The 24787-nt window shown below is 74.4% G+C and carries 21 protein-coding genes; 4 read left to right on the forward strand and 17 right to left on the reverse strand.

What is annotated here, in order from left to right; translation table 11 throughout:
• Window positions 1-379 precede the first annotated feature (379 nt).
• The 7 genes from trpA to WA788_RS08815 all read right to left on the reverse strand — a co-directional run bounded on the left by trpA (window position 380) and on the right by WA788_RS08815 (window position 6112).
• Window positions 380-1198, reverse strand: a complete 819-nt coding sequence (gene trpA, locus WA788_RS08790; RefSeq protein ID WP_335973662.1) for a tryptophan synthase subunit alpha — start codon at window positions 1196-1198, stop codon at window positions 380-382.
• Window positions 1195-2448, reverse strand: a complete 1254-nt coding sequence (gene trpB, locus WA788_RS08795) for a tryptophan synthase subunit beta (RefSeq protein ID WP_335973665.1) — start codon at window positions 2446-2448, stop codon at window positions 1195-1197. The genes trpA and trpB overlap by 4 nt, the downstream gene beginning before the upstream one ends.
• 53 nt (window positions 2449-2501) lie before the next feature.
• On the reverse strand, window positions 2502-2645 hold the full coding sequence (gene trpM, locus WA788_RS36030) for a tryptophan biosynthesis modulator TrpM (RefSeq protein WP_435133069.1): 144 nt from the start codon (window positions 2643-2645) through the stop codon (window positions 2502-2504).
• A gap of 62 nt (window positions 2646-2707) precedes the next feature.
• On the reverse strand, window positions 2708-3517 hold the full coding sequence (trpC, locus tag WA788_RS08800) for an indole-3-glycerol phosphate synthase TrpC (protein WP_335973669.1): 810 nt from the start codon (window positions 3515-3517) through the stop codon (window positions 2708-2710).
• Window positions 3518-3677: 160 nt separating this feature from the next.
• Window positions 3678-4136, reverse strand: a complete 459-nt coding sequence (locus tag WA788_RS08805) for a DUF2752 domain-containing protein (protein ID WP_443033997.1) — start codon at window positions 4134-4136, stop codon at window positions 3678-3680.
• A gap of 177 nt (window positions 4137-4313) precedes the next feature.
• Entirely contained in the window at window positions 4314-4568 is a 255-nt protein-coding gene (locus WA788_RS08810) for an HGxxPAAW family protein (RefSeq protein WP_335973673.1), read from the reverse strand.
• 854 nt (window positions 4569-5422) lie between these two features.
• Window positions 5423-6112, reverse strand: a complete 690-nt coding sequence (locus tag WA788_RS08815) for a TIGR02234 family membrane protein (RefSeq protein WP_443033994.1) — start codon at window positions 6110-6112, stop codon at window positions 5423-5425.
• 245 nt (window positions 6113-6357) lie between these two features.
• On the opposite strand from WA788_RS08815, the gene WA788_RS08820 reads away from it, so the two are divergent.
• Both WA788_RS08820 and WA788_RS08825 read left to right on the forward strand, forming a co-directional pair.
• Entirely contained in the window at window positions 6358-7599 is a 1242-nt protein-coding gene (locus WA788_RS08820) for a S53 family peptidase (RefSeq protein ID WP_443033995.1), read from the forward strand.
• A 175-nt stretch (window positions 7600-7774) separates the two neighbouring features.
• Window positions 7775-10711: a helix-turn-helix transcriptional regulator gene (locus WA788_RS08825; protein ID WP_335973678.1), complete on the forward strand. Its 2937-nt coding sequence runs from the start codon at window positions 7775-7777 to the stop codon at window positions 10709-10711.
• 91 nt (window positions 10712-10802) lie between these two features.
• Here WA788_RS08825 and WA788_RS08830 read toward each other — a convergent pair whose 3' ends face one another.
• The 3 genes from WA788_RS08830 to hisI all read right to left on the reverse strand — a co-directional run bounded on the left by WA788_RS08830 (window position 10803) and on the right by hisI (window position 17537).
• Window positions 10803-14663 carry a kelch repeat-containing protein gene (locus tag WA788_RS08830; RefSeq protein WP_335973684.1) on the reverse strand — a complete coding sequence of 1287 codons (3861 nt, stop codon included), beginning with the start codon at window positions 14661-14663 and terminating at the stop codon, window positions 10803-10805.
• Between the two features lie 878 nt (window positions 14664-15541).
• On the reverse strand, window positions 15542-17050 hold the full coding sequence (locus WA788_RS08835; protein WP_335973688.1) for an anthranilate synthase component I: 1509 nt from the start codon (window positions 17048-17050) through the stop codon (window positions 15542-15544).
• 130 nt (window positions 17051-17180) lie between these two features.
• Window positions 17181-17537, reverse strand: coding sequence for a phosphoribosyl-AMP cyclohydrolase (gene hisI, locus WA788_RS08840; protein ID WP_335973692.1), 357 nt, complete (start codon window positions 17535-17537; stop codon window positions 17181-17183).
• 126 nt (window positions 17538-17663) lie between these two features.
• Here hisI and WA788_RS08845 point away from each other — a divergent pair, with 126 nt between their 5' ends.
• On the forward strand, window positions 17664-18623 hold the full coding sequence (locus tag WA788_RS08845) for a hypothetical protein (RefSeq protein WP_335973695.1): 960 nt from the start codon (window positions 17664-17666) through the stop codon (window positions 18621-18623).
• A 67-nt stretch (window positions 18624-18690) separates the two neighbouring features.
• Window positions 18691-19323 carry a TIGR03085 family metal-binding protein gene (locus tag WA788_RS08850; RefSeq protein WP_335973698.1) on the forward strand — a complete coding sequence of 211 codons (633 nt, stop codon included), beginning with the start codon at window positions 18691-18693 and terminating at the stop codon, window positions 19321-19323.
• A 30-nt stretch (window positions 19324-19353) separates the two neighbouring features.
• Here the strand turns inward: WA788_RS08850 and WA788_RS08855 are convergent, their stop codons facing one another.
• The 7 genes from WA788_RS08855 to WA788_RS08885 form a co-directional block, all read right to left on the reverse strand.
• The gene (locus tag WA788_RS08855) at window positions 19354-20775 is read right to left on the reverse strand and encodes an MFS transporter (protein ID WP_335973700.1); all 1422 of its coding nucleotides are present in this window, start codon (window positions 20773-20775) and stop codon (window positions 19354-19356) included.
• 189 nt (window positions 20776-20964) lie between these two features.
• Window positions 20965-21585: a helix-turn-helix domain-containing protein gene (locus WA788_RS08860; protein WP_335973703.1), complete on the reverse strand. Its 621-nt coding sequence runs from the start codon at window positions 21583-21585 to the stop codon at window positions 20965-20967.
• Between the two features lie 163 nt (window positions 21586-21748).
• The gene (gene hisF, locus WA788_RS08865) at window positions 21749-22504 is read right to left on the reverse strand and encodes an imidazole glycerol phosphate synthase subunit HisF (RefSeq protein WP_335973706.1); all 756 of its coding nucleotides are present in this window, start codon (window positions 22502-22504) and stop codon (window positions 21749-21751) included.
• A complete protein-coding gene (locus WA788_RS08870) occupies window positions 22501-22950 on the reverse strand; it encodes a Rid family hydrolase (RefSeq protein ID WP_335973710.1) in 450 nt (149 codons plus the stop codon). The genes hisF and WA788_RS08870 overlap by 4 nt, the downstream gene beginning before the upstream one ends.
• Window positions 22951-23057: 107 nt before the next feature.
• Window positions 23058-23783: a bifunctional 1-(5-phosphoribosyl)-5-((5-phosphoribosylamino)methylideneamino)imidazole-4-carboxamide isomerase/phosphoribosylanthranilate isomerase PriA gene (priA, locus tag WA788_RS08875; protein ID WP_335973713.1), complete on the reverse strand. Its 726-nt coding sequence runs from the start codon at window positions 23781-23783 to the stop codon at window positions 23058-23060.
• 175 nt (window positions 23784-23958) lie between these two features.
• Window positions 23959-24606 (reverse strand): imidazole glycerol phosphate synthase subunit HisH, encoded by a 648-nt coding sequence (hisH, locus tag WA788_RS08880; protein ID WP_335973715.1) that lies wholly within the window; start codon window positions 24604-24606, stop codon window positions 23959-23961.
• Between the two features lie 14 nt (window positions 24607-24620).
• On the reverse strand, window positions 24621-24773 hold the full coding sequence (locus WA788_RS08885; protein ID WP_335973717.1) for a hypothetical protein: 153 nt from the start codon (window positions 24771-24773) through the stop codon (window positions 24621-24623).
• Window positions 24774-24787 lie beyond the last annotated feature (14 nt).

Here is a 24787-nt window from a genome sequence, read left to right on the forward strand (position 1 = left end):
GCGCTGCGCTTGGCTCGCGCCGTGGGGGTTTTTCGCCCGCCCGGGTGACTTTTTCTGCACGTAAGGGTGAGGGGACCCGCCCGGGTGCCCCGTTCTGTGCGGTGCGGGACCTTGCGGTGGGTGGGTGGCTGGTCGCGCCGTTCCCCGCGCCCCTGGGTATGCACGGGTAGCCCGTGATGCCGGTCCGCTCGGGGGTGCCCCTTGCTGCCCGGTTCCCGGACCACCTGCCGGTGGGGGGTTGCGCGCGCAGTTCCCCGCGCCCCTAAGGTGGGCTCTTCCCGGGAAGCCGGGGTGCGCCCGGAGGGGCGCGGGGAACTGCGCGACAAGCCACCCACGGGCGGCGAGGTCCCGGCACGGCGTCCGGGGGCACCCCGGTGGGTCAGGGGGCGCGGCGGACGCCTTGGGCCAGGTCGGCGGCGAGGGCGCGGACGGCGGCGAGGCCGTCGGCGAGGTCGGGGTGGTCGAGGAGCCGCTTGACGAACGCGGAGCCGACGATCACGCCGTCGGCGAAGCCGGCCACCTCGGCGGCCTGCTCGGCGTTGGAGACGCCGAGCCCGACGCAGACGGGCAGGTCGGTGGTCGCGCGGGTGCGGGCGACCAGCCCGGCCGCCTGCTCGCCGACGCTCGCCCGGGTGCCGGTGACCCCCATGAGGGAGGCCGCGTAGACGAAGCCGCTGCCAGCGGCGGTGATCCGCGCCAGCCGCTCGTCGCGGCTGGAGGGCGCGACGACGAAGACGGTGGCCAGCCCGTGCGCCTGCGCCGCCTTCCGCCACGTCTCGGACTCCTCCACCGGCAGGTCCGGCAGGATGCAGCCGGCCCCGCCCGCGTCGGCCAGCTCCGCGGCGAACCGCTCGACGCCGTACCGGTCGACCGGGTTCCAGTACGTCATGACCAGCACCGGCTTGCCGCTGGCCGCGTGGCCCTCGCGCACGGTGCGCAGCACGTCGGCGATACGGACGTGGTTCTTGTTGAGCGCGATGTCGTCGGCGGTCTGGATGACCGGCCCGTCCAGCACCGGGTCGCTGTGCGGCAGCCCGACCTCGACGATGTCGGCGCCGCCCTCGAACGCCGCCTTGACCGCCTCGATGCCGCCGTCGACGGTCGGGAACCCGGCCGGCAGGTAGGCGACGAGTGCGGCGCGCTGCTCGGCGCGGGCGTCGGCGATGGTCTGTTCCAGCAGCGTGATGGTGCCGCTCACTTCGCGTCCCCCTCGTCGTAGAGCCCGAAGTAGCGGGCGGCGGTGTCCATGTCCTTGTCGCCGCGGCCGGAGAGGTTGACCAGGACCAGGCCGTCGGGGCCCAGCTCGCGGCCGATCTCCAGGGCGCCGGCGAGCGCGTGGGCGCTCTCGATCGCGGGGATGATGCCCTCGGTCTCGGACAGCAGCCGCAGCGCCTGCATCGCCGCGTCGTCGGTGACGGCGCGGTACTCGGCGCGGCCGGTGTCCTTGAGGTAGGAGTGCTCGGGGCCGACCCCCGGGTAGTCCAGGCCGGCCGAGATCGAGTACGGCTCGGTGATCTGCCCCTCGTCGTCCTGGAGGACGTACGACCGGGAGCCGTGCAGAATGCCGGGCTCGCCGACGGTCAGGGTCGCCGCGTGCTCGCCGGTGTCCACGCCGTGTCCGGCCGGCTCGCAGCCGACCAGCCGGACCGAGGCGTCCGGCAGGAACGCGTGGAACAGGCCCATCGCGTTGGAACCGCCGCCGACGCAGGCCACCGCCGCGTCCGGCAGCCGGCCGGCGCGCTCCAGCAGCTGGCGCCTGGCCTCCACTCCGATCACCCGGTGGAAGTCCCGCACGAGGGCGGGGAAGGGGTGCGGGCCGGCCACCGTGCCGAAGAGGTAGTGGGTGCGGTCGACGTTCGCGACCCAGTCGCGGAACGCCTCGTTGATCGCGTCCTTCAGCGTGCGGCTGCCGGAGGTGACCGCGACCACCTCGGCGCCGAGCATCCGCATCCGCGCCACGTTCAGCGCCTGGCGCCGGGTGTCGATCTCGCCCATGTAGATGGTGCAGTCCAGGCCGAACAGGGCGCACGCGGTGGCCGTCGCCACGCCGTGCTGGCCCGCGCCGGTCTCCGCGATGACCCGGGTCTTGCCCATGCGCTTGGTGAGCAGGGTCTGCCCGAGGACGTTGTTGATCTTGTGCGAACCGGTGTGGTTGAGGTCCTCCCGCTTGAGGAAGACCCGCGCGCCGCCGGCGTGCGCGGCGAACCGCGGCACCTCGGTGAGCGCGCTCGGACGGCCGGCGTAGTTGGCCATCAGGTCGTCGAGTTCGGCGGCGAAGGCCGGGTCGGCCTTCGCCTTCTCGTACTCCGCGGCGACCTCGTCCACGGCGGCGACCAGCGCCTCCGGGATGAACTTGCCGCCGAACGGGCCGAAGTAGCCGGCCTCGGTGGGCACGGCGCCCTGCGGGTCGGGCAGGAAGAAGGTGTGCGTGTCTGGCGTGTCGGACATACATGTCCCCTGGGGGGTGGTCGGTGCGAGGTGGCGGACGGCTGCTGCGCGGCTCAGCCGCGGCGCCATCGGCTCCCGTTCACCTGGCCCGGCTCGCACCCGATGACGTACCGCACCCGGCGGCCCAGCACCCGCCGCGCGGGCGCACGGCAGCCGCGGGGCTTGCACCCGGGTGCGAGACGCTGCGCGATGGCCATGGGGGAAAGTCTAGCGGGCCGGGCGGCGCGTGGAGCCGCGCCCGGGAGCCGCCCCGGTACGGTCAGTCGCGGCCGTGCCGCAGAGCCGGGTGCGCGCCGGCGGCGACGAGGTCGGCGACGGCCGTCCGCGGGTCGCGCCCGGTCACCAGCGACTCGCCGACCAGGACCGCGTCGGCGCCGTCGTGGGCGTAGGCGATCAGGTCGTGCGGCCCGCGCACGCCGGACTCCGCGACCTTCACGATGTGGTCGGGGATCTCCGGCGCGACCTGCGCGAAGGTGTTCCGGTCGACCTCGAGCGTCTTGAGGTTGCGCGCGTTGACCCCGATGATCCGCGCGCCCGCGTCGACCGCCCGCGCCACCTCTTCCTCGTCGTGCACCTCGACGATCGGGGTGAGCCCGATGGACTCGGCCCGCTCGACGAGGGAGACCAGCGCGGGCTGGTCGAGCGCGGCGACGATGAGCAGCGCCAGGTCGGCGCCGTAGGCGCGGGCTTCCCACAGCTGGTAGGCGGTGACGATGAAGTCCTTGCGCAGCACGGCCGTGTCGACCTTCGCCCGGACCGCCTCCAGGTCGGCGAGCGACCCGCCGAACCGGCGCTGCTCGGTGAGCACGCTGATCGCCGCGGCGCCTCCGGCCTCGTAGTCCGCCGCGAGGGCAGCCGGGTCCGCGATCGCGGCGAGCGCGCCCTTGGAGGGGCTGGAGCGCTTCACCTCGCAGATCACCTTGACGCCCTCGCCGCGCAGGACGGCCACGCCGTCGCGGGCGTCCCGCGCCTTGGCCGCGCGCTCCTTGAGGTCGTCGAGAGAGACCCGGGCCTGTCGCTCGGCGAGGTCGGCTCGTACTCCGTCGATGATCTCGTCGAGCACACTCACGCGAGAACTCCCCTTCCGGCCGGTCCGAGCAGCGAAATGATCAAGCCAGTGGCGGTTGACCGCCGGCGCTCCGATGGTATCGGGCGGGGGGCACGCTACCCGAATCGCGCCGCCCGCGATCCCACCACCTGGACGAACGCGCTCGGGGCAGCCGCGCAGGTCACGGGGCGAGCGCGGCGCCGAACGGCAGGTTCCGGACAACGGTGAAAGCCAGCACGAGCCCGCCGACCGCCCACCGCCAGGCCGGCCGCACCGCCGGGTCGAACGGTCGGCCGCGCACCGCCCGCACCGCCCACAGCACCCAGACGACGGCGAAGACGGCATATCCGGCGACGGCCACCGCGTTGCAGCCCAGCGCGGTGCGCAGGTGGCCGTGCGCCAGCGCGTACGCGCCGCGCAGACCGCCGCAGCCCGGGCAGTACACGCCCGTGTAGTACAGCAGCGGGCAGGCCGGATAGTGCCCGGGCGTGTTGGGGTCGACGGCGCCCACGTACGCGAACGCCGCCGCGACCCCGCCGAGCACCCCGAACGGTACGGCGGCGCGGCGCAGCACACCGCGGGCGCCGGGAGCGCGGTCCCGCTCCGCGGCCAGGGGCGCCCGGGGCGCCTGGGAGGTCAGGTGCGTCACGGCGCCGATTCTGCCCCCGGACACACGAAGGCGCAGCGCGCGGACGGGGTCCGGGCACTGCGCCCTGCGGGGTCCTGCGAAGCTCTGGCGGCTGCGGCCCGGGCCTCCGCCCGGTTCCGGCCGTTGGGCCGACCGGGTCCCGTGCCTGCCGGGTCCTGCGCGGCGCGCTCAGACGCCGGCGTGGGCGCCGGGCTTCTCGATGCTGCCGCCGGTGCGCTGGATCGGCTCGTACTTCTGGCCGAGGCCCATCAGCTTCATCACACCGCCGACGACGACGCCGACCGCGATGATCGCCATGCCCAGCCAGAAACCGGCCGTGTTCGCCGCCACCATGAAGCCGCCGGCCAGGCAGCTACCGATGAACGCGATGATCACACCGGTCCAGGCGGCTGGGGTGTGTCCGTGGCCGTGCTGTGCCGCCATGTGTGCTCCCTGCTGAGTCGGGGTCGGGTCGGGCGTCCTGCGCCTCCCACTTCCTCCCCATTGTTGCGCGTGGGGACGCACCTCCCCCCACCGGGGGGTGACGTTTTCACCCACCCCGCCGCCAGAGGGCACCCCACCTGCTGCCTGCCGACCCGTACGTGGGAGCGGTTCTTAGGGGGTGGTGCCGTTACGTGGGAGCGGTTCTTACGGGGCGGTGCCGTTACGTGCGAGCCGTTCTTACGGGTTGGCACCGTCACGTGCGAGCCGTTCTTACGTGTCGGGCACCCGCCCAGCTCCTTTTTTGCCGCCCTCTCGCCTCCGGGGGCTTTAACCCGGTGTCGACAGTCGATCATGCTCGGTTCGCTCGTTCCTCGCGAACCTCCGCGTGTTCTCCTTTTCGACACCGGCGCCCCCTTTGGCTCGATGGCTACCACGGGCGGGCCGGGGGGGAAGTTGGGCACCCCGATCGGGCCCCCGGGCGCACGTGCGGTGGGGGCTTCCACGCAAGGGCGACCAACCTTCTCCCGGCCGACCCGTGGTAGCCGGTGAGCCGAAGGGCGCGCCGGTGTCGAAAGGGAGAACACGCGGAGACCCCGAGGAACGAGGGGTCGAGCATGATCGACCGTCGACACCGGGTTAAAGCGCCCGGAGGCGAAGCGGCGGCAAAAAAGGGGCCCGTCGGGCGCCCGACACGTAAGAACGGCTCGCACGTGACGGTGCCAACCCATAAGTGCGGCTCGCACGTAACGGCACCAACCCGTAAAAACGGCTCCACGCAACGGCACCAACCCCTAAGAACCGCTCGCACGTGATGGCTCGCCGGGCAAGTCGGGCGCCCCGGACCTGGGACGTGGCTAGCGTGCCGTGGGGTCCTCGCCGCGGTCGAGGGCTTTCCAGAGGTCTTCCGGGCGGTCCGGGTCGACCGGGCGGGCGGCGGCGGTGGAGGGGCGTTCGTAGCGCGTGGAGGAGGACATCGCGGGCCAGCGGGAGCCGTAGCGCAGGGCGGTGAGCCCGGCGAGGAGCAGGAGGACGCCGCCGAGGACGGAGACGTAGGGCCAGCCGGTGGTGGCGGTGTGGGCGGCGGTGGCGTGGGTGAGGCTGGTGGCGGTGGCGGCGGCGGAGTCGAGTGCGCCGTGGTCGCCGCGGCGGGCGAGCGCGGTGGCGGCGGCGCCGAGCCCGCTGAGGGTGAGCAGCGCGGCCACGGTGTAGCGGCCGATCCGGCGGACCGCGAAGATCGCCACCAGCGAGGCGAGCCCGACCAGCGCGAGGGCGCCGGGGAGCGCGGTCATCTGGCTGCCGCTGGCGTGCACGGGCATGGCGTGGCCGGCGGAGGAGGCGGTGCCGCGGGCCCAGGTCTTGCCGGCGGCCAGCAGCACCAGGCTCGCGCCGACGACGCCGCAGGCGAGCGCGACGGCCAGGGCGCGGTAGGCGGTGCGGCGCGCGGGGTCGCCGCGGCGCACGACGCCGGGTCCGCCGGGCTCGGCCGGGTCGGGCTGCTCGGTGGACGTCGCGGGGTGCTCAGGCGCGGCCGGGGGCGTGTTCACCCCTCCACTATCCCCCTGCCCGCGCGGCGCCCGGCGGCGGGGTGCCGGGCAGGGCGCGGCGCGGGGGTCATGAGGAGCCCCCGTACCCGCCAGGTGAAGGTAAAGCGGAGATCGCCAGAGCTCCCTTGTTGACGTGGACTCGTCAGTAATAACGTGCCGGGCGTCCCACTGTTCCCAAAACCGAACAGAAGCAACAGCTTTCGCACGCACTACTCCTCGCACCCCCCACCACAGGAGGAAGTCGGTTGCGCCTCTCCTTCGGCAACTTCAAGCCCCTCTCACTCCGTACCGGCATCGCGCTGACCGCAGCAGCAGGGCTGGCCGCGTCCGGACTCGCCCTCGCCTCGTCGGCCGAGGCCGCCACGACCGCGCACACGCTGCGCACAGCCCACTCGTGTGCCGTCCCCTCGGGCGTCGGCCAGATGGCGTGTCAGGCCGTCAAGGTCACCAGCGGGGCGAACACCCTGGCCCGTTCCACCGGCGCCGTCAGCCCGGCCGCCGACCCGTCCGGCTTCGGCCCGGACGACCTGCACTCCGCCTACAACCTGCCGACCACCGGCGGTTCGGGCGCCACCGTGGCGATCGTCGACGCCTACGACGACCCCAACGCCGAGTCCGACCTCGCCACCTACCGCTCCACCTACGGCCTGTCGGCGTGCACCACCGCCAACGGCTGCTTCAAGAAGGTCGGCCAGAGCGGCAGCACCACCTCGCTGCCGAGCGCCGACGCCGGCTGGGCCGAGGAGATCTCCCTCGACCTGGACATGGTCAGCGCGGTCTGCCCGCAGTGCCACATCCTCCTGGTGGAGGCGAGCAGTTCGAGCATGAGCGCCCTGGGCACCTCCGTGAACACCGCGGTGTCGCTGGGCGCGAAGTACGTCTCCAACAGCTACGGCGGCGGTGAGTCCTCCTCCGACACGTCGTACGACAGCTCGTACTTCAACCACCCGGGCGTGGCCATCACGGTCAGCGCGGGCGACTCCGGCTACGGCGTGGAGTACCCGGCGGGCTCGAAGTACGTCACCGCGGTCGGCGGCACCTCGCTGACGTCCGACTCCTCCTCCCGCGGCTGGAGCGAGTCGGTGTGGGACGGCTCCGGTTCGGGCTGCTCGGCCTACGACGCGAAGCCGAGCTGGCAGACGGACACCGGCTGCTCCAAGCGCACGGTGGCCGACGTCTCGGCGGTGGCCGACCCCAGCACAGGTGTCGCGGTCTACGACACCTACGGCGGTGACGGCGGCTGGGAGGTCTTCGGCGGCACGAGCGTGTCCTCGCCGATCATCGCCTCGGTCTACGCGCTCGCGGGCACCCCGTCGTCCGGCTCCACCCCGGCGTCGTTCCCGTACGGTCACACGTCCGCCCTCAACGACGTGACCAGCGGCTCGAACGGCTCGTGCAGCACGTCCTACCTGTGCGGCGGCGCCAGCGGCTACGACGGCCCGACCGGTCTCGGCACCCCGAACGGCCTGACGGCGTTCACCGGCTGACAACCGGCGGCCCGCCAGGGCAGCACACCGCTCACCCGGTTCCCCGCACCCTCCTCCACAAGGGGTGCGGGGAACCGCGCGTTCTCCCCCGCCGAACGACCCCCCTGGTGTTCCCCCGGGCCGCACATGAGAATTGGCCGGTCGGACGGGGGTGCCGGACGAAGGGTGGGACCGGGTGGCCGAACACGCGCTCGACGGGACGCGGTTCGTGGGGCGCGACCGCGAACTCGCCCGGGTGGTGGAGGCGTTGGCGGGCCCGCCCGCGCTCGTCCTGGTCGAGGGCGAGGCGGGCATCGGCAAGAGCCGGCTGGTGCGGGAGGCGGTGGCGGCCGGCGACCCCGACGGCGCGCGGACGCTGCCGGCGGTGTGCCCGCCGTTCCTGGAGGCCTTCACCCTCGGGCCCGTGGTGGACGCGGTACGGCAGGCCGCGCCCGACGTGGCCGCGTTGGGGCTGACCGCCGTCGCGGGCGTGCTGCGCCCGCTGTTCCCCGAGTGGTCCGGCGCCCTGCCGCCCGCACCCGAGGCACCGCCCGACGCCGGAGCCGCCCGCCACCAACTCGTCCGGGCCCTGGCCGAACTGCTCGACCGGGCCGGCGTGCGGGTGCTGGTCGTGGAGGACGTGCACTGGGCCGACAGCACCACATGGGACTTCCTGGTGTACGTCGCCACCCGCCGGCCCCGGCCGCTGACCCTGGTGCTCACCTACCGTCCCGAGGAGGTGGCGGCCGGCTCGCCGCTGCTGCGGCTGACCTCCCGCCCGGCGCCGGACGTCCGGCAGGTGCGCGTGACCCTCGGCGGGCTGCCGGTGTCCGACGCGGCGGGACTCGCGTCCTCGATGCTCGGCGGCGCGCGCGTCTCGGCCGCCTTCGCCGCCTTCCTCCACGACCGGACCGAGGGGGTGCCGCTGGCGCTGGAGGAGTGCGTGCGCCTCCTGCGCGACCGGGACGACCTCACCTGCCGCGACGGCGAGTGGGCGCGCCGCGGCCTGGACGAGATCGCCGTACCGCCGACGATCCGCGACTCTGTGACCGAGCGGGTGGCCCGGCTCACCGCCGACGCCCGGCGGGTGCTGCTGGCCGCCGCCGTGCTCACCGACCCGGTCGACGAACACACCCTGGCGGCCGTCACGGGCCTGCCGGCCGCCCGCTGGCCCGCGGCGCTGCGCGCGGCGTACGGCAGCGGGCTGCTCGGGGAGACCGCCACCCGGCCCGGCGGGGGCCTCGCCGCCGGCCGGACCGGGATCGCCTTCCGGCACGTGCTCGCCGCGCGGGCGGTGTACGACCGGGCGCCGGCCCCCGAGCGCGCGGCCGCGCACCGCCGGGCCGGCGAGGCGCTGGAGGCCGCGGTGCCGCCGCCGGTCGGGCGACTGGCCCACCACTTCCGGGAGGCCGGGCTGACCCGGCGGTGGTTCGGCTATGCCCGGCAGACCGCCCTGCTGGCGCTGTCCTCCGGGGACCACCTGACGGCGGCGACGCTGCTGCACGCCCTGATCACCGAACCGACGCTGCCGCCCACCGAGGTCGCGGCCCTGGCCGGGCAGGTGTCGGCGCACGCGTTCACCGGTGATCCCCGGGCCGGGGAGATCGTACGGACCCTGCGGGCGGTGCTGGACTCCGGGCGGCTGGGCCGGCGCGACCGGGCCGCCGTCCGCGCCCAACTGGGCCGGATGCTGCTGACGGTGGGCGAGTACACCGAGGCGGCGGCCGTCCTCGAACAGGCCATCCCCGACCTGGCCGACCACGGCTACCCGATCGCGTCGGCGATGACCGTGCTGGGGCTGCCGCTGCACGGCTCCTGGCCGGTGGCGACGCACCTGCGCTGGCTGGAGCGGGCGGAGGCGGTCGCGGCCGCCTCCGACATCGGCCCGGTGGACGGGATCGAACTGCGGCTGGCCCGGATGACCGCGCTGTTCGAACTCGGCGAGGAGTCCGGGTGGGAGCTGGCCGGCCGGGTCGGCGCGGACGAGTCGAGCCCGCGGGCCGCGATGCTGACCGCCCGGTTCCACCTCAACACCGGGCACGCGGCGATGAAGTGGGGCCGGTACGCCGACGCCCGCCGCTACCTCGCCGCGGCGGTGGACGTCGCCGGCCGGCACGGCTACCAGCGGCTGCGCGACCTGGCCGTGGTCACCACCGGCCACCTGGACTGGCTCACCGGCGCCTGGGACGGCCTGGACGAACGGCTCGCGGCCTGGCAGGAGGTGGACGGCGAACCGCTGATCCGCATGGACGCCCTGCTGGTCGGCACGCAGCTGCGGGTCGCCCGCGGCGGCCCCGACGAGTCCGCCCGCGCCGTGCTCGCGGCGGTGCGCGAGGAGAGCACCCGGCGCGGCACCACCGACCTGCCCGCGGAGACCGCCGGCGCCCTGTCCAGGGTCGCGGCACGGCCCTCGGCGGACCTCACCGCGGAACCGGTCGCCCGCATGGTCCGCAAGGGCGTCTGGCTGTGGGCCGGGGAGGTCCTGCCCGAGCACCTCGCGGCGCTGCTGTCGGCCGGCCGCCGCGGCGAGGCCGAGTCGCTGGCCGCGGCCTTCGAGGACGGCGCCCGGGGCCGCGACGCGCCCGTGCTCGCCGCCACGCTCGCCTGCTGCCGCGCCCTGCTCGCCGAGGGCCGCGGCGACCTGGCGGCGGCGGCCGCGGCCTGGGAGGCGGCCGCCACCGCGTGGCAGGCGCTGCCCCGCCCGTACGACGCGGCGAAGGCCCGGGAGCGCCGGGCCCGGTGCCTGCTGCCCGACCGGAACCGGGCCCCCGCGCTAACCGAACTGCGCACGGCCTGGCGCGAGTTCACCGCGCTCGGGGCGCGGCACGACGCGGACCGGGTGCGGCACGTGCTCGACGCGCACGGCGCCGGGACCGACGGCGCCTGGCGGCCCGGCCGGCGCGGCTACGGCGACCGCCTCTCGCCGCGCGAGCTGGAGGTCGTCCGGCTGGTCGCCACCGGCCTGACCAACCGGGAGATCGCCAAGGCGCTGTCCCGCTCGCCGAAGACGGTCGCCACGCAGCTCAACTCGGCGATGCGCAAGCACGGGGTCTCCTCGCGGACGGCGCTGGCGGTACGGGTCACCCAGGCCGGGTACGACGCCGGGGGCCCGCCCGGCCCCGGCACCTCGTGAGCCCCGCGACGTCGTGCGCCCCTGGAACCCCGTGGGCCCCGCGCCCTTGCGTGCTCGCAAGGGCGCGGGGCCGCGGGTCGGAGCCTCCGGGTCAGTGGTGCCCCTTCTTCGGGGTGACGGTGAAGGCGACCGGCACCGGCGGATGGACGTAGGGCGCGTCGGTGACCAGGGTCAGGCCCGCGGTGTAGCGGCCGGCCGCGGGGACGTCCGCGGCGTCCGCGGTGACCTGGAGGACCGCGGAGTGCCCGGGCTTGATGGTGAGGGTGGTGTGCTGCTCGGTCAGCCAGCCGACGTCGTCGCCCCCGCACTGGTCGAAGCCGGGGAGCACGTCGGCGTCGGTGGTGCCCACCCCGAAGGACAGGCCGTTGGCGTAGTCGCCGCCGACCTGGTACATCCCGCACCCGCTGCCTCCCCCGCGCAGCAGCGCGAGCGGGGTGTCCGGCAGGTCGGTCCACCGGTCGGTCACCGGGTCGAACTGGATCGCCCGGTCGGTGGAGCCCGAGGCGGTGTAGCCGCCGGCGACCTGGAGTTCGCCGTTGGCGCCGCTGGAGGCCATGCCCCAGACCGGGTAGGGCAGGTCGGGCAGCCGGGTCCAGCTGTCGGAACGGGGGTTGTAGGCGTAGGCGGTCGCCAGGGCCTGGGTGTGTCCGGCGGAGTCCTGGCTCGCCCCGCCGGCGCACACCACCTCCCCGGTGATCCCCGCGCACGCCTCGCGCTGCACGGTGCTCGGGTAGTCGGCGACCGCCGTCCAGGTGTCCGTGGCCGGGGTGTAGCGGTAGACGTCCGACCGGAGCGGGCCGCAGCCCTGGAAGCAGCCGCCGACGACGTAGAGCCCGCCGTCCAGCACCGCGGTGGCCGCGGTCTCCTCGGGTGCGGGCAGGCTCGCGACCGTGGTCCAGGTGTCGGCGGCGGGATGGTACGCGTAGACGGCGGACCGGATCTGGACGGTGCCCGCGTTCGCGTCGCCGGTCCAGCCGCCGACCACGTACAAGGTGCCGTCGAGGAAGGCCGCCGACGCGCCGGCCAGCGGCTCGGGCAGGTCGGCGATGCGCTGCCAGGCCGCGGCCACCGGGTCGTAGACGTACGCCTCGGCCAGCGCGGTGCCCCCGACGATCTGGCGGATGCCGCCGACGGAGTACGCCCTGCCCTGGTAGGAGGCCTCGGCGTTGTCCATCACCGGTTGCGGCAGCGCGGGCAGTTGCTGCCAGCTGCCGGATGCGGCGCCGGTGCCGGCGGTGTAGCTGCCGCTCTGCTCGCCCACGGTGACGGTGATCGGCGCGCCGCCGGTGTTGGTGAGGGTGACCTTCTGCCGGTCCTGCTTGCCCAGGGCCGCGCTCGCGGTGACCTTGCCGGGGGTGACCGCCAGTCGGCCCGCGGCGAGCGCCGTGTGCGTGGTGGTGACGGTGTCCCTGGTGGTGGCGACGGCCTTGGTGGCCGTGGTGTAGCGGTTGGCGGCCGCGGTGTAGGTGTGGCGGCCGGCGCCCTGGGCGAACAGCCAGTACCAGCCGTCCGGCAGCGCCGGGTCGTCCGGGGTGGCGGCGGTGGAGGTGGTCACCTCGGGGTCGGCGGTGTCGGTGACGACGGCGCCGTCGACCGCCTTGCCGGTGTTCGCGTCGGTGACGGTGCCGGTGACGATCCCGCCGGGCACGGTCGCGCAGCTGCCCACCGTCACGTCGTCCACCTGCCAGAGCGTCGTGCCCTGCCCGGTGAAGTGGAAGCGCAGCTCGACGTCGCCGCGGCCGTAGGCGGCGGTGAGCGGCAGGCTGACCGAGCTGATCATGTCACCGGTGGTCTGGTGCCACACCGAGGTCCAGGTCTTCCCGCCGTCGGTGCTCAGCCCGACGTCGGCGGTCGTGTCGGACGTGCCGAGGTAGGCGGTGTCGAAGTGCAGCGCGGGGTCGGTCTGCCCGCTCAGGTCCATCGCCGGCGTGGTCAGGGTGGTGTCCTCGGCGGCACCCGCGTGGTCGTAGGGGTCGGCGGTGGCGAAGTTGCCGCTGCCGCCGGTGAGGTTCCACTGCGAGGAGTCGAACTGCCAGGTGTCGCCCGCGCTTCCTCCGGTGACGGTCCACCCGCTCCGCGGCGCGGTCGACCAGCCCTCGAAGTCGGCCGCCGCCGGGTACGCGTAGCCGGGCGCCGCGCACCCGGCCCGGTCGGCGGAGAGCCGCACGTCGTGGCGCACGTCCGACGTGCCGACGGTGACGGTGCCGTCGGACTGCTCGTAGCCGGGGTAGACCGACGCCACGTGCAGCGTGTACGCGGCGTTCCGGGGCAGCTCGACGGAGTAGCGGCCGGTCTGCGGGTCGGTGTGGAGCACCCCGGACGGGTAGCCGTCGATGGTGATCTTCGCGTAGAGCGGGTAGCCGTGGCCGGAGCCGTCGGTGACCGTGCCGCTGACCGTGCGGGTGGGCTGCTTGGTCAGGGCGAGGTCGGTGGTGGCGGACCCGCCGACGGACACGGTGACGCCGGACGCGCTCGCGGTGTCGTAGCCGAAGTCGGTGGCCGCGGCGGTGTACGTGCCGGCCGGCAGGGTCAGGGTGTAGGCACCGGAGGAGTCGGCGGTGGCCCGGTAGGTGAGGGTGCCGTCCGCGGCGGTGAAGGTGACCACGGCGCCGGGCAGCCCGGCCCCGCCGGAGGCGTCGGTCAGGTGGCCGGCGACGGTGCCGCCGGGCTGCTGGGCGAGCGCGGACACGCCGTCGGGGGTGCCGAGGCCGGTCGGCCCGTCCCAGCCGGCGCCGGCCGTGCACAGCACGGTGCCGCAGCTGCCGTCGGTGCCGGCGGTGACGTCGAACAGGTGGTTGCCCTGATCGGTGTACGGATACGTGACCGGGTAGGTGCCGTCGGCGGGGGTGCCGGCCAGCGCGTACATCGCGGCCATCAGCGGCGCGGACAGGCTCGTGCCGCCGACCTGGAGCCAGCCGTCCTGGCCGAGCGTGTCGTACACGCCCAGGCCCGTCTGCGGGTCGGCGTCGGCGGCGATGTCGGCGGTCGCCCGCCGGGCGCAGCCGGTGGCCAGCCCGCTCTGGTAGGCGGGCTGCGGCTCGTACAGCGAGCAGCCGCTGCCGCCCTCGGACCAGGCGGACTCGCGCCAGCCGCGGTCGCTGCCGGCGTCGGCGGTCAGTGTGGTGCCGCCGACGGCGACCACGTCCGGGTCGGACGCCGGCCAGTTGACGATGTTCCCCTTGTCCCCGGTGGACGCGGTGACCACGACGCCGGGGTGGTCGTAGTACGCGGAGTAGGAGGTCTCGATGCTGTTCTCGCCGGACAGGCCGTAGGAGTTCGAGACGAACTTCGCGCCCAGGCGCACCGCGGTGTCCGCGGCGGCGCCGAGGTCGCCGATGTCCGCCGAGTCGCCCTCGACCAGCAGGATGTGGCACTGCGGGCACGCGGAGGACACGGCGTCCAGGTCGAGCGCGGTCTCCAGGGCCCATCCGGCGTCGTCGGCGGGGTACCCGGTGCCGCCGCGCTGGTCCACCTTGCGGAAGCAGCCGTCGGAGCTCCCGCAGGCGGGCAGGCCGTACTGGGCGCGGAAGGCCGCGAGGTCGGACTCGGCGGCGGCGTAGCCGCCCGCGTCGACCACCGCGACGGTCTGCCCCTGGCCCGCGTCGGCGGGCAGCCGGTAGGCCTGCTGGATGTCGGCGGGGGTCAGCGCGGTGGACGGCGGCCCGGCGGCATCCGCCCGGACGGTGTGGCTGGTGCCGGTGCGGATCAGGGCGTCGCAGGTGGCAACGGGCTGCCCGGAGTCCGCGTCGGCGGCGGCGCAGCCGGCCGGGGTGTACTGCGGCAGGTCGTCGGCGAGGGCGCGGGGGACCTCGGGTCCGGTGGTGCTCGTGGCGGCGGCGGTCGTTGTCACGGCGGTCGCCGGGGACGGCGTGGCCGCGGCGCCGGTGCCCTGGCCGGCGGCCAGCGTGCAGAGCGCGACGGCGGCGATGAACAGCGGGACAGGCGCGCGCATGCGCCCGCGTCGGAACATGGCGGAGGTCACCCTTTCGTCGGTCCTGACGACTCGTCGGCCGCGCGTCGGCGCGCCCGCCGTGCGGGTAATCGTCGGTGGAGGCGCGCCCAGTATCCGCACCGCCGGGGCCCGTTGACGATCGGGCAGATGACCTAAACAACCCCCCGCGGTGCCCTGGCGGGCGGCAACCAGCGAACGCCCGCCGACGTACGGCGTGCAGCGGCATACGGCCGCCGGCGGCCCGGCGACAACCGGCAGACGGCAGACGGCACGCGCCGGGCAGCAGCACGCACCGGCGAACGCGCTCGGCAAGGAACGGCTGCCGACGCACAGCGGCGAGCCCGCCACAACCGCCGTACAGCAAGCGGCAAACGGCACTCAGCGCTCGGCGGGGAAACCCGCAGCGCAGCGGCAGCCACCGGACGGCGGGCGGCGGCATGCGCGCAACGACCCCGGTGCAGCGAGCGGCTCTCGGCGAGTTGCGGGAGAAGGGCGCCAGGCAGCGGCCCGTGCCGACGACCGGCGCCACGCGGGCAGCAGACGGCAAGCGCTGCCAGCGTCAGGTCAGCAAGCCGCACAAGCGGCGGCCCCCCGCCCGGCCTCGCGGACGGCGGGCACAGACGGGCCGCGGGCGGGAACCGTAATCCGCCGACGCCGGGCAGCGCGCAGCGCGACACACGACCCGACGGCGGGCAGCGGGCGCCAGACCGTTGCCGATGGCGGGTCGGCACACCGCGCGGGCGGCGGGTGGCGATCCGCCGGCGACAGGCGGGAGCAGCGCAACCCATGGCCGGACAGTGGACGCCGAACGGCGGGCGGCGGCGGTCAGTGGACTGTGCGGGCGGCGGCCGGGTTGGGCCGCCGCCCGGGGGCGGGTGTCAGGGGTGGAGGCGGTTGGCGGTGTCGACGGCGCGCAGCACCGCGGCGGCCTTGTTGCGGCACTCCGTGTCCTCGGCGACGGGGTCGGAATCGGCGACGATGCCCGCGCCCGCCTGGACGTAGGCGGTGCCGTCGCGCAGCAGCGCCGTGCGGATCGCGATCGCGGTGTCGGAGTCGCCGGCGAAGTCCAGGTAGCCGACGCAGCCCCCGTACAACCCCCGCCTGCTGGGCTCCAGTTCCTCGATGATCTGCATCGCCCGGGGCTTGGGGGCGCCGGAGAGGGTGCCCGCGGGGAAGCAGGCGGTGAGCACGTCGAAGGCGGTGCGGCCGGGCGCGACGCGGCCGGTGACGGTCGAGACGATGTGCATCACGTGCGAGTAGCGCTCGATCGACATGAAGTCGACCACCTCCACGCTGCCCGGTTCGCAGACCCGGCCGAGGTCGTTGCGGCCCAGGTCGACCAGCATCAGGTGCTCGGCGCGCTCCTTGGGGTCGGCGAGCAGTTCCTCGGCGAGGGCCGCGTCGGCCTGCGGGGTCGAGCCGCGCGGCCGGGTCCCGGCGATCGGGTGCACCATCGCGTGCCCGGCCTCCACCTTGACCAGTGCCTCGGGGCTGGAGCCGACCACGTCGAAGCCGCCCGCCGCGCCGCCGTCCTCGCCCGGGAAGCGCAGCAGGTACATGTACGGGCTCGGGTTGGTGGCCCGCAGCACCCGGTAGACGTCCAACGCGCTTGCCGTGCACGGCGTCTCGAACCGCTGCGAGGGCACCACCTGGAACGCCTCGCCCGCCCTGATCCGCTCCTTGACGTCCTCCACGGCGTCGCGGAAGTCCTGGCCGCCCCAGCGGGTGGTGTACTCCGGCAGCCGTGAGGACGGCAGGGCGACCGGCGGGTGCTCGACCGGGCGGCCGAGGTCCGCCTCCATCGCGTCCAGCCGGGCCACCGCGTCGGCGTACGCCTCGTCCACGCCGGTGTCCTGGTCGTTGTGGTTGATCGCGTTGGCGATCAGCAGCACGCTGCCGTCCCAGTGGTCCAGCACGGCCATGTCCGAGGTGAGCAGCATCGTCAGCTCGGGCAGCCGGAGTTCGTCGCCGCCCAGGTCGCCGATCCGCTCCAGCCGCCTGACGATGTCGTAGCCGAGGTAGCCGACCATGCCGCCGGTGAAGGGCGGCATGCCCGCGCCGAGGTCGCGCGGGGTGTGCAGCGCCTCCACGGTGGCGCGCAGCGCGACCAGCGGGTCGCCGTCCACCGGGACGCCGACCGGCGGGGTGCCGAGCCAGTGCGCCTGCCCGTCGCGGACGGTCAGCGTCGCGGCCGAGCGCACCCCGACGAAGCTGTAGCGGGACCATGCCTTGCTGTCCTCGGCGGACTCCAGCAGGAAGGTGCCGACGCGTTCCCCCGCGAGTTTTCGGTACAGGCCGACCGGGGTGTCGCCGTCCGCGAGCAATCGCCGGGTGACCGGGATGACGCGGCGGTCGACGGCGAGTTTGCGGAAGGTAGCGAGGTCCATGCAGCGGAGACTAGCCGTCCGGGCGGCGCGCTGTCCCGCCCGCCTGTCCCGCCCGGCCGCCGGGTGCTGCCGGCTCCGGGACCGCCCGCCGGCGGGAGCCGCACGCGCGGTGTCCGCGCCGGTGGAGCCGCTACCCCTCTTCCTTGAGGAGGGTGTCCTCCTCGAAGCAGGTGCGGGCGCCGGTGTGGCAGGCGGCGCCGGTCTGGTCGACGCGGACGAGGAGGGTGTCCCCGTCGCAGTCCAGGGCGACGGACTTGACGTGCTGGACGTGGCCGGAGGTGTCGCCCTTGACCCAGTACTCGCGGCGGCTGCGGCTCCAGTAGGTGCAGCGGCCGGTGGTGAGGGTGCGGTGGAGAGCCTCGTCGTCCATCCAGCCGAGCATGAGCACCTCGCCGGTGTCGTACTGCTGGGCGATGGCCGGAATCAGACCGTCCGGGTTGCGTTTGAGGCGCGCGGCGATCGCGGAGTCAAGGGAGCTGGAGGACATGTTCCCATTCTGCCGCTGATTTCCCGCAACGAGAAAAGCCGCATGGAACGCCAAACGCCGCAAGGAGGTTGTCCGGTATGCGGTAGGAGCTCGCCCTGTGTCACCCGTATGGGGCATCCTTTTGCCATGGGTTTTCCTCCGCCGCCGTCAGATGGTCCGCCGCCGCCCCCGGAGCAGGGTGGCGGCTTCGGGCCGCCCCAGGGTTTCGGGCCGCCCCCGCCCCCTCCCCCGCCGGGTGAGGGCGGCTTCGGCGCCCCCCAGCAGCCGGGCGGCGGCCAGTCGTACGGCTATCCGCAGCAGCCCGGCGGCCAGCAGCCGTACGGCTACCCGCAGCAGGGCCAGCCGGGCGGGTACGGCCCGCCCGGACCTCCCGGTCCGCCGGCGCCCGGCGGCGGCTTCGGCTACCCCGGCGACCCGCAGGGCTTCGGCTACCAGCAGCCGCCCCCGCCGCCGAACAACAAGAAGCGCAACGCCTGGATCGCGGTCGGCGTGGTCGTGGTGATCGGCGCGATCATCGGCGGCATAGCCCTGTCGAGCGGGGGTGACGACAAGAAGAACCAGGCCGACGACAAGCCGACCGGCACCGCCAGCACCAGCAAACTGCCCACCGGCGTCCCCTCGTTCACGCTGCCGTCGGACCTGCCCACGGGCGACCCGTCGTTCACCCTCCCGACGGACCTGCCCACCGGTGACGACACCGGCCTGCCGACCGACTCCTCGTCGCCCACCGAGAAGCTGGTGCCGTACGTCTCGCTGTCGCCGGGCACCTGCTTCGACGCGCCGTCGCTGACCCCGTCGGTCTCCGAGGTGACGAAGCGGTCGTGCAGTTCGGCGCACGACGCGCAGGTGGTCGCGAACGAGACGCTGAGCGGCACGTTCTCCAGCGACGACGAGATCCAGACCAAGGCGCTGTCGCTGTGCCAGACCGACGCGCGCAAGCACCTTCCGCAGGACGGCCGGGAGTACTACCCCTACGCGCTGTTCCCGAAGCTCGTCACGTACGAGTTGCAGGGCAAGAAGACGGTCACCTGCTCGCTGACCCGCAACAACGGCACCAACGGCACGAAGCTGTACAGCAAGCTCTGACCGGTGGCGGACGCGCCGCGGCCCGAACAGGGATGATTCGGGCCGCTTCGCGGTTAGCCTTGCGGACATGACGACCCATGCGCAGCGTGAACGTCTGCTCCTCGCCGACCTGCTGGAGCGTTCGGGGCCCGACGCCCCGACGCTCTGCGAGGGTTGGACCGCCAAGGACCTCGCCGCCCACGTGGTGGTCCGCGAGCGCCGTGGGGACGCGGCCGTGGGGATGGTGGTACCCCAACTCGCCGACCGCCTGGAGCGGGTGCGCAACGAGTACGCGGCCAAGCCCTACGCCGAGCTGATCCAGCTGATCAGGACCGGTCCGCCGCGGCTGTCCCCCTTCTCCCTCAAGCAGGTTGACGAGGCGTCGAACACCCTGGAGTTCTACGTCCACACCGAGGATGTGCGGCGGGCCGCACCGGACTGGACGCCCCGGACCATCGACCCCGTCTTCGGCGACGCGCTGTGGTCGCGGCTCGAACGCGCCGCCCGCCTGTTCGGGCGCCGCAGCCCCGTCGGGCTGGTGCTGCGCTGCCCCGACGGCCGCACCGCCGTCGCCCACAAGGGCACCCCGGTGGTCACGGTCACCGGCGAGCCCGCGGAGCTGGCGATGTTCGCCTCCGGCCGCCAATCCGCCGCCGACGTCCAGACCGAGGGCCCCAAGGACGCCGTCGCCCAGGTCTACGAAGCCCGTCTGGGCGTGTAGTCCCCCACTGGGTCTCCCCTGTCCTCCCCCTCAGTCCGCGGTGCGGACCGCGGGGGAGGACAGGGCTATGACGCCGCCGAGCATGCTGACGGCCGCGGCGGCGAGGAAGACGGGGGTGGGGCCCCAGAGGGAGACAGCGGCGCCGAAGGCCGGGTAGACCAGCGGCGCGATACCGAAACCGGTGAGGCTCATGACGGAAGTGACGCGGCCGAGGTAGGCGGGGTCGGTGGCGGTCTGGATCATGGCGACGGCGAGCCCCCCGCAGATGCCGCAGATGAGTCCGGCGAGCAGCGCGAGCACGACGGCGGCGCCGAGCACCGGGGCGGCGCCGATGAGCCCGATGGCGGCCGAGCCGGCAAAGAGCGTGGCGATCTGGACGACACCGGCCCGGCGCACCCTGCCGCGTACGGTGAGCAGCAGCGCGCTGGCGGCGGCGCCGGCGCCGAACGCGGCGATGATCCAGCCGTAGCCGGCCGAGCCCCAGCCGCGCTGCCGGGCGAGCAGCACCATGCCGATGTTGAGCGGGCCGACGAGGCCGAACTCGCTGACGGCGCCGGACAGCACGAGCGGCCCGACCAGGCGGTGCCGGCGGACGTAGCGCAGCCCGTCGCGGAGCTCGGCCCAGGCGCTGCCGCGGTCGGCGAGTTCCGGGGGTGCAGCGGGTCCATCGGGTCCATCGGGTGCGGCGAGTTCGGTGGGTGCGGCGGGTGCGGCGGGTGCGGCGGGTCCGGTGGGTCCGGTGGGTGCAGCGAATTCGGGGGGTTCCGCGAGTTCGCCGGGTGTGTCGTATCCATCGGGCCGGGCACGTGCGGCAAGTCCAGCGGCCGGGTCGTCGCGGTGCGTGGACGCGCCGATGCGGGTGCCGAGCAGGAGCGGTACGGACAGCGCGAACAGCCCGCCGGCCACGGCGAACGCGGTGCTCGCGCCGCCGAGTCCCATGGCGAGTCCGCCGAGCGGCGGCCCGGCGATGTTCCCCGTGCGGACGGCGAGCGCGCGCATCCCCTGGAGGCGGACGAGCTGGTCGCCGGTGACCAGCCGTGGCGGCAGCGCGCCGACCGCGGGCAGGAACAGCGCGTCCACGACGCCGAAGACCAGGGCGAGGGCGATCAGCAGCCACAGCCCGGGGGCGGTCAGCGCGAGCACCGCGGCGGCGGCGAGGATCAGCACGCAGCGCACCGCGTCGCTGCCTATCACCACCAGGCGCGGCCCGAACCGGTCGGCCACCACTCCCCCGCCGAGCAGCAGCAGGGCGCGCGGCACCGCGCCGACGGCCATGACGACGCCGACCTCGGCGGGTGGCGCGACCTTGGCGGCGGCGAAGCCGAGGGCGAGGAAGTAGACGCTGTCGCCGAGCAGGGAGGCGGTGTAGGCGGCCAGCCAGCGCAGCACGTTCGGGTCGCGGTGGGCGGAGACGGTGGCGGGTGGTATAGCGGCGTGCGCGGTGCCGATCATGGCGGGCGGGCCTTCCTGGTGGGCGATTCGCTTCTACATGTAAGACACGCAAAGTGACGAATCATCACGCAATGACAGGGAGCGGGGCATGCGGGCCCTACCGGCGGGCGGTCGGGCAAGGGCGCGCCGGATGGTCGGGGAACAGCAGGGCCGGGCGGGGCGGTTGTCAGGCGGGCGGGGAGCGGACTCCTAGTCGCGGTACGGGAAGCCGTACATCTGGACCGCCACGTGTTCGCGGCCCTCGATGTCGCCGGCTTCCTCGGCGGCTCTGCCGCGCTCGGTCCAGCGCCGCATCAGGGCGCTCATCTCGTCGGCCATCTCCTGGAGTTCCGCGGCGGTCAGCCGCGGCATGTACTCGCTGCTGAACGCCGCCGAGGTCCACTCCCTGGACCAGGCCGCCTGTTCGTCGAGGTACTGCTCGTACCGCTCGTTGCGGGTGGCCAGGAGCTGCCGGGTGACCTGGCTGACGACGGCGGCGCCCTCGGGCCGGTCGTCGAAGTCGGCGTTGCGGAAGGTGAAGCCGCGGTCGGAGGAGAGCTGCCACCAGCGCTCGCGGCCGTCGCCGCCGTGGCCCGGCGCTTCGACGATGAAGCCGTGCGCGGCGAGCTTGCGCAGGTGGTAGCTGACCAGGGAGACCGCCTCGTCGACCTGGTCGGCCAGCCGAGAGGCGGTGGCCTCGCGGCTGGTGTAGAGGGCGCGGTAGATCCGGATGCGCAGGGGGTGCGTGAAGACCTTCAGCGCGTCCAGGTCGGTGATGCGCGGGTCGGGCCCGTGCGGGTCGGATGACGGTGCTGCCGGTTCGTCTGCCACCCTCTCACCGTAGATAGGAAAATTAAGTTGCACAATATTATTTGCGCAACTTTTCTTTCGCATCGGCCGGCACGAGCGGCAACGGCGACGGCCGCGGGGACACCGGCACCCCCGCCCGCGCCCGCACCCGCACCCGCACAGCGGATGCGCACAGCGGACCCGCTCAGCGGACCGGGTGGCCCGCCCCGCGCAGCGCGGACTTGACCTCGCCGATCCGCAGGTCGCCGAAGTGGAAGACGGACGCGGCCAGCACCGCGTCCGCGCCGGCCTCGACCGCGGGCGCGAAGTCGGCGACCTGCCCGGCCCCGCCGGAGGCGATCACCGGCACGCTCACCCGGGCGCGGACGGCCGCGATCATCTCGGTGTCGTAGCCGTCCTTGGTGCCGTCCGCGTCCATCGAGTTGAGCAGGATCTCGCCCGCCCCGAGGTCCGCGGCGCGCTCGGCCCACTCCACGGCGTCGATACCGGTGCCGCGCCGACCGCCGTGCGTGGTGACCTCGAACGAGCCGTCCGGGGCGCGCCGGGCGTCCACCGACAGCACCAGCACCTGGCGGCCGAACCGCTCGGCGATCTCCCGGATCAGCTCGGGCCGGGCGATGGCCGCGGTGTTGACGCCCACCTTGTCCGCGCCGGCCCGCAGCAGCTTGTCCACGTCGTCCGCGCTGCGCACCCCGCCGCCGACGGTGAGCGGGATGAACACCTGCTCCGCGGTGCGCCGCACCACGTCGTAGGTGGTCTCCCGGTCACCGGAGGAGGCGGTGATGTCGAGGAAGGTCAGCTCGTCCGCGCCCTCGGCGTCGTACAGCTTCGCCATCTCGACCGGGTCGCCCGCGTCGCGCAGGTTCCGGAAGTTGACACCCTTGACCACCCGCCCGGCGTCCACGTCCAGGCAGGGGATGACTCGGACCGCCAGGCTCATGCGCCCTCTTCTCGTTCACCAGGTTCTTCAGGCCCGCGCCGCGCGTCACCGCGGTACGCCTCGATCTCCACCTCGACCAGCACCCGGGAGTCCGCGAAGCCCGCCACCACGACCATGGTGGCCGCCGGCCGCGCCGCGCCGAACACCTCGCGGTGCGCCCGGCCGACCTCGTCGGCGTCCCGGGCGTGGCTGAGGTACATCCGGGTCCGGACCACGCTGGCCGCGTCCAGCCCGAACGGCTCCAGCGCCGACAGCGCGCCGCGGAACGCGATCAGCGCCTGGCCGTACGGCTCGTCGTCGCCCGGTGCGCTGCCGGCCGCGGGCGACGGGGTGACCCCGGAGACCAGCACCCGGTCCCCCGCCGCGACCGCGCGGGAGGAGCCGATCGCCTCCTCCCAGGAGCTGTCCTCCGAGCGCAGCCGCTGCACCTGACCGGCGCTCTCCACGCTCTCGGAGCTCCCCGCGCTCCCTGCGCTCCCTGCGGGCGCCGGTTCCCCGGCGGAACGGGAGGGTCGCGGGGCGCGCGGGGACTCGGGCGGTTCCGGGGATTCGGTCATCGGGACACAGCCTCCAGGGCTTCCTGCAACGTGAACGCCTGTGCGTACAGCGCCTTCCCGACGATCGCGCCTTCCACGCCCTTGGGCACCAGAGTGGCGATCGCCCGCAGGTCGTCGAGGCTGGAGACGCCGCCCGAGGCGACCACCGGCTTGTCGGTGGCCGCGCACACGTTCTCCAGCAGCTCCAGGTTGGGGCCCTGGAGGGTGCCGTCCTTCGCGATGTCGGTCACGACATACCGCGCGCAGCCCTCGGAGTCCAGCCGGGCCAGCGTCTCGTACAGGTCGCCGCCGTCGCGGGTCCAGCCGCGGCCGCGCAGCGTGGTGCCGCGCACGTCCAGGCCGACCGCGATCCGGTCGCCGTACTCGGCGATCACCTTCGCCACCCACTGCGGGCTCTCCAGCGCGGCGGTGCCGAGGTTGACCCGGGTGCAGCCGGTGGCCAGGGCCGCCGCGAGGGTGTCGTCGTCGCGGATGCCGCCGGACAGCTCGACCTTGATGTCCATGGTGCGGGCCACCCCGGCGATCAGCTCGCGGTTGTCACCGGTGCCGAACGCCGCGTCGAGGTCGACCAGGTGCAGCCACTCCGCGCCCGCCTGCTGCCAGGCCAGCGCCGCGGCGAGCGGGTCGCCGTAGGAGGTCTCGGAGCCGGACTCGCCGTGCACCAGGCGGACGGCCTGGCCGTCGCGGACGTCGACGGCGGGGAGGAGTTCGAGCGTGCTCATCGGATTGCGGTCCTCGGGGTCGGGCGGATGCGGAACGGTGGCCTACGGCGCGGCGGCCGTACGGCGGGAGGGACGGGCGGGCGGCGGCGGTACGGTCCCGCGGGTGCGGCAGCGCGAGCGCCGTACGGGCCGGTGCCCCGGGCGCCGCGGAGGCCGCGGGCGCCCACGGGGCGGGTCAGAGCGTGTCGAGCCAGTTCTCCAGCAGCCGCGCGCCCGCGTCCCCGGACTTCTCCGGATGGAACTGCGTGGCCCACAGCGCGCCGTTCTCCACCGCGGCCACGAACGGCTCGCCGTGCGTGGCCCAGGTGACCTTGGGGGCGCGGATCGCGCTGGAAGACGGCTCCATCTCCCACGTGCGCACCGCGTAGGAGTGCACGAAGTAGAACCGGGCGTCCTCCGCCAGCCCCGCGAACAGCTGGGAGTCCGGCGGAGCCTGGACGGTGTTCCAGCCCATGTGCGGGACGACCGGCGCGCGCAGCGGGGCGACGGTGCCGGGCCACTCGTCCAGGCCGTCGCTCTCCACGCCGTGCTCGATGCCGCGGCTGAAGAGCACCTGCATGCCGACGCAGATGCCCAGCACCGGGCGGCCGCCCGCGAGCCGGCGGCCCACGATCCAGTCGCCGCGGACCTTCCTGATGCCCTCCATGCAGGCGGCGAAGGCGCCGACGCCGGGCACGAGCAGCCCGTCGGCGGCCATCGCGCGGTCGTAGTCCGCGGTGATCTCCACCTCGGCGCCGGCCCGGGCCAGCGCCCGCTCGGCGGACCGCACGTTGCCGAAGCCGTAGTCCAGGACGACGACGCTCTTGCCGCTGGTGTTGGTCATGTCCGCACGCTCCTCTACAGCCGGAGAAGGCCGGTGACGAGCGCCATCGCCGACCCGATCGCGAGCAGCGTGATCAGGCTCTTGGACTGCTTCTGCTTCCAGAACGAGTAGACCCCGCCGGCCAGGAACAGCCCGAGCAGGATGAAGAGGGACGACCCCTTGTTCACAGCGCACCCTTCTT

This window comes from Streptomyces sp. CA2R106 (assembly GCF_037034245.1).
Lineage (GTDB): Bacteria > Actinomycetota > Actinomycetes > Streptomycetales > Streptomycetaceae > Actinacidiphila.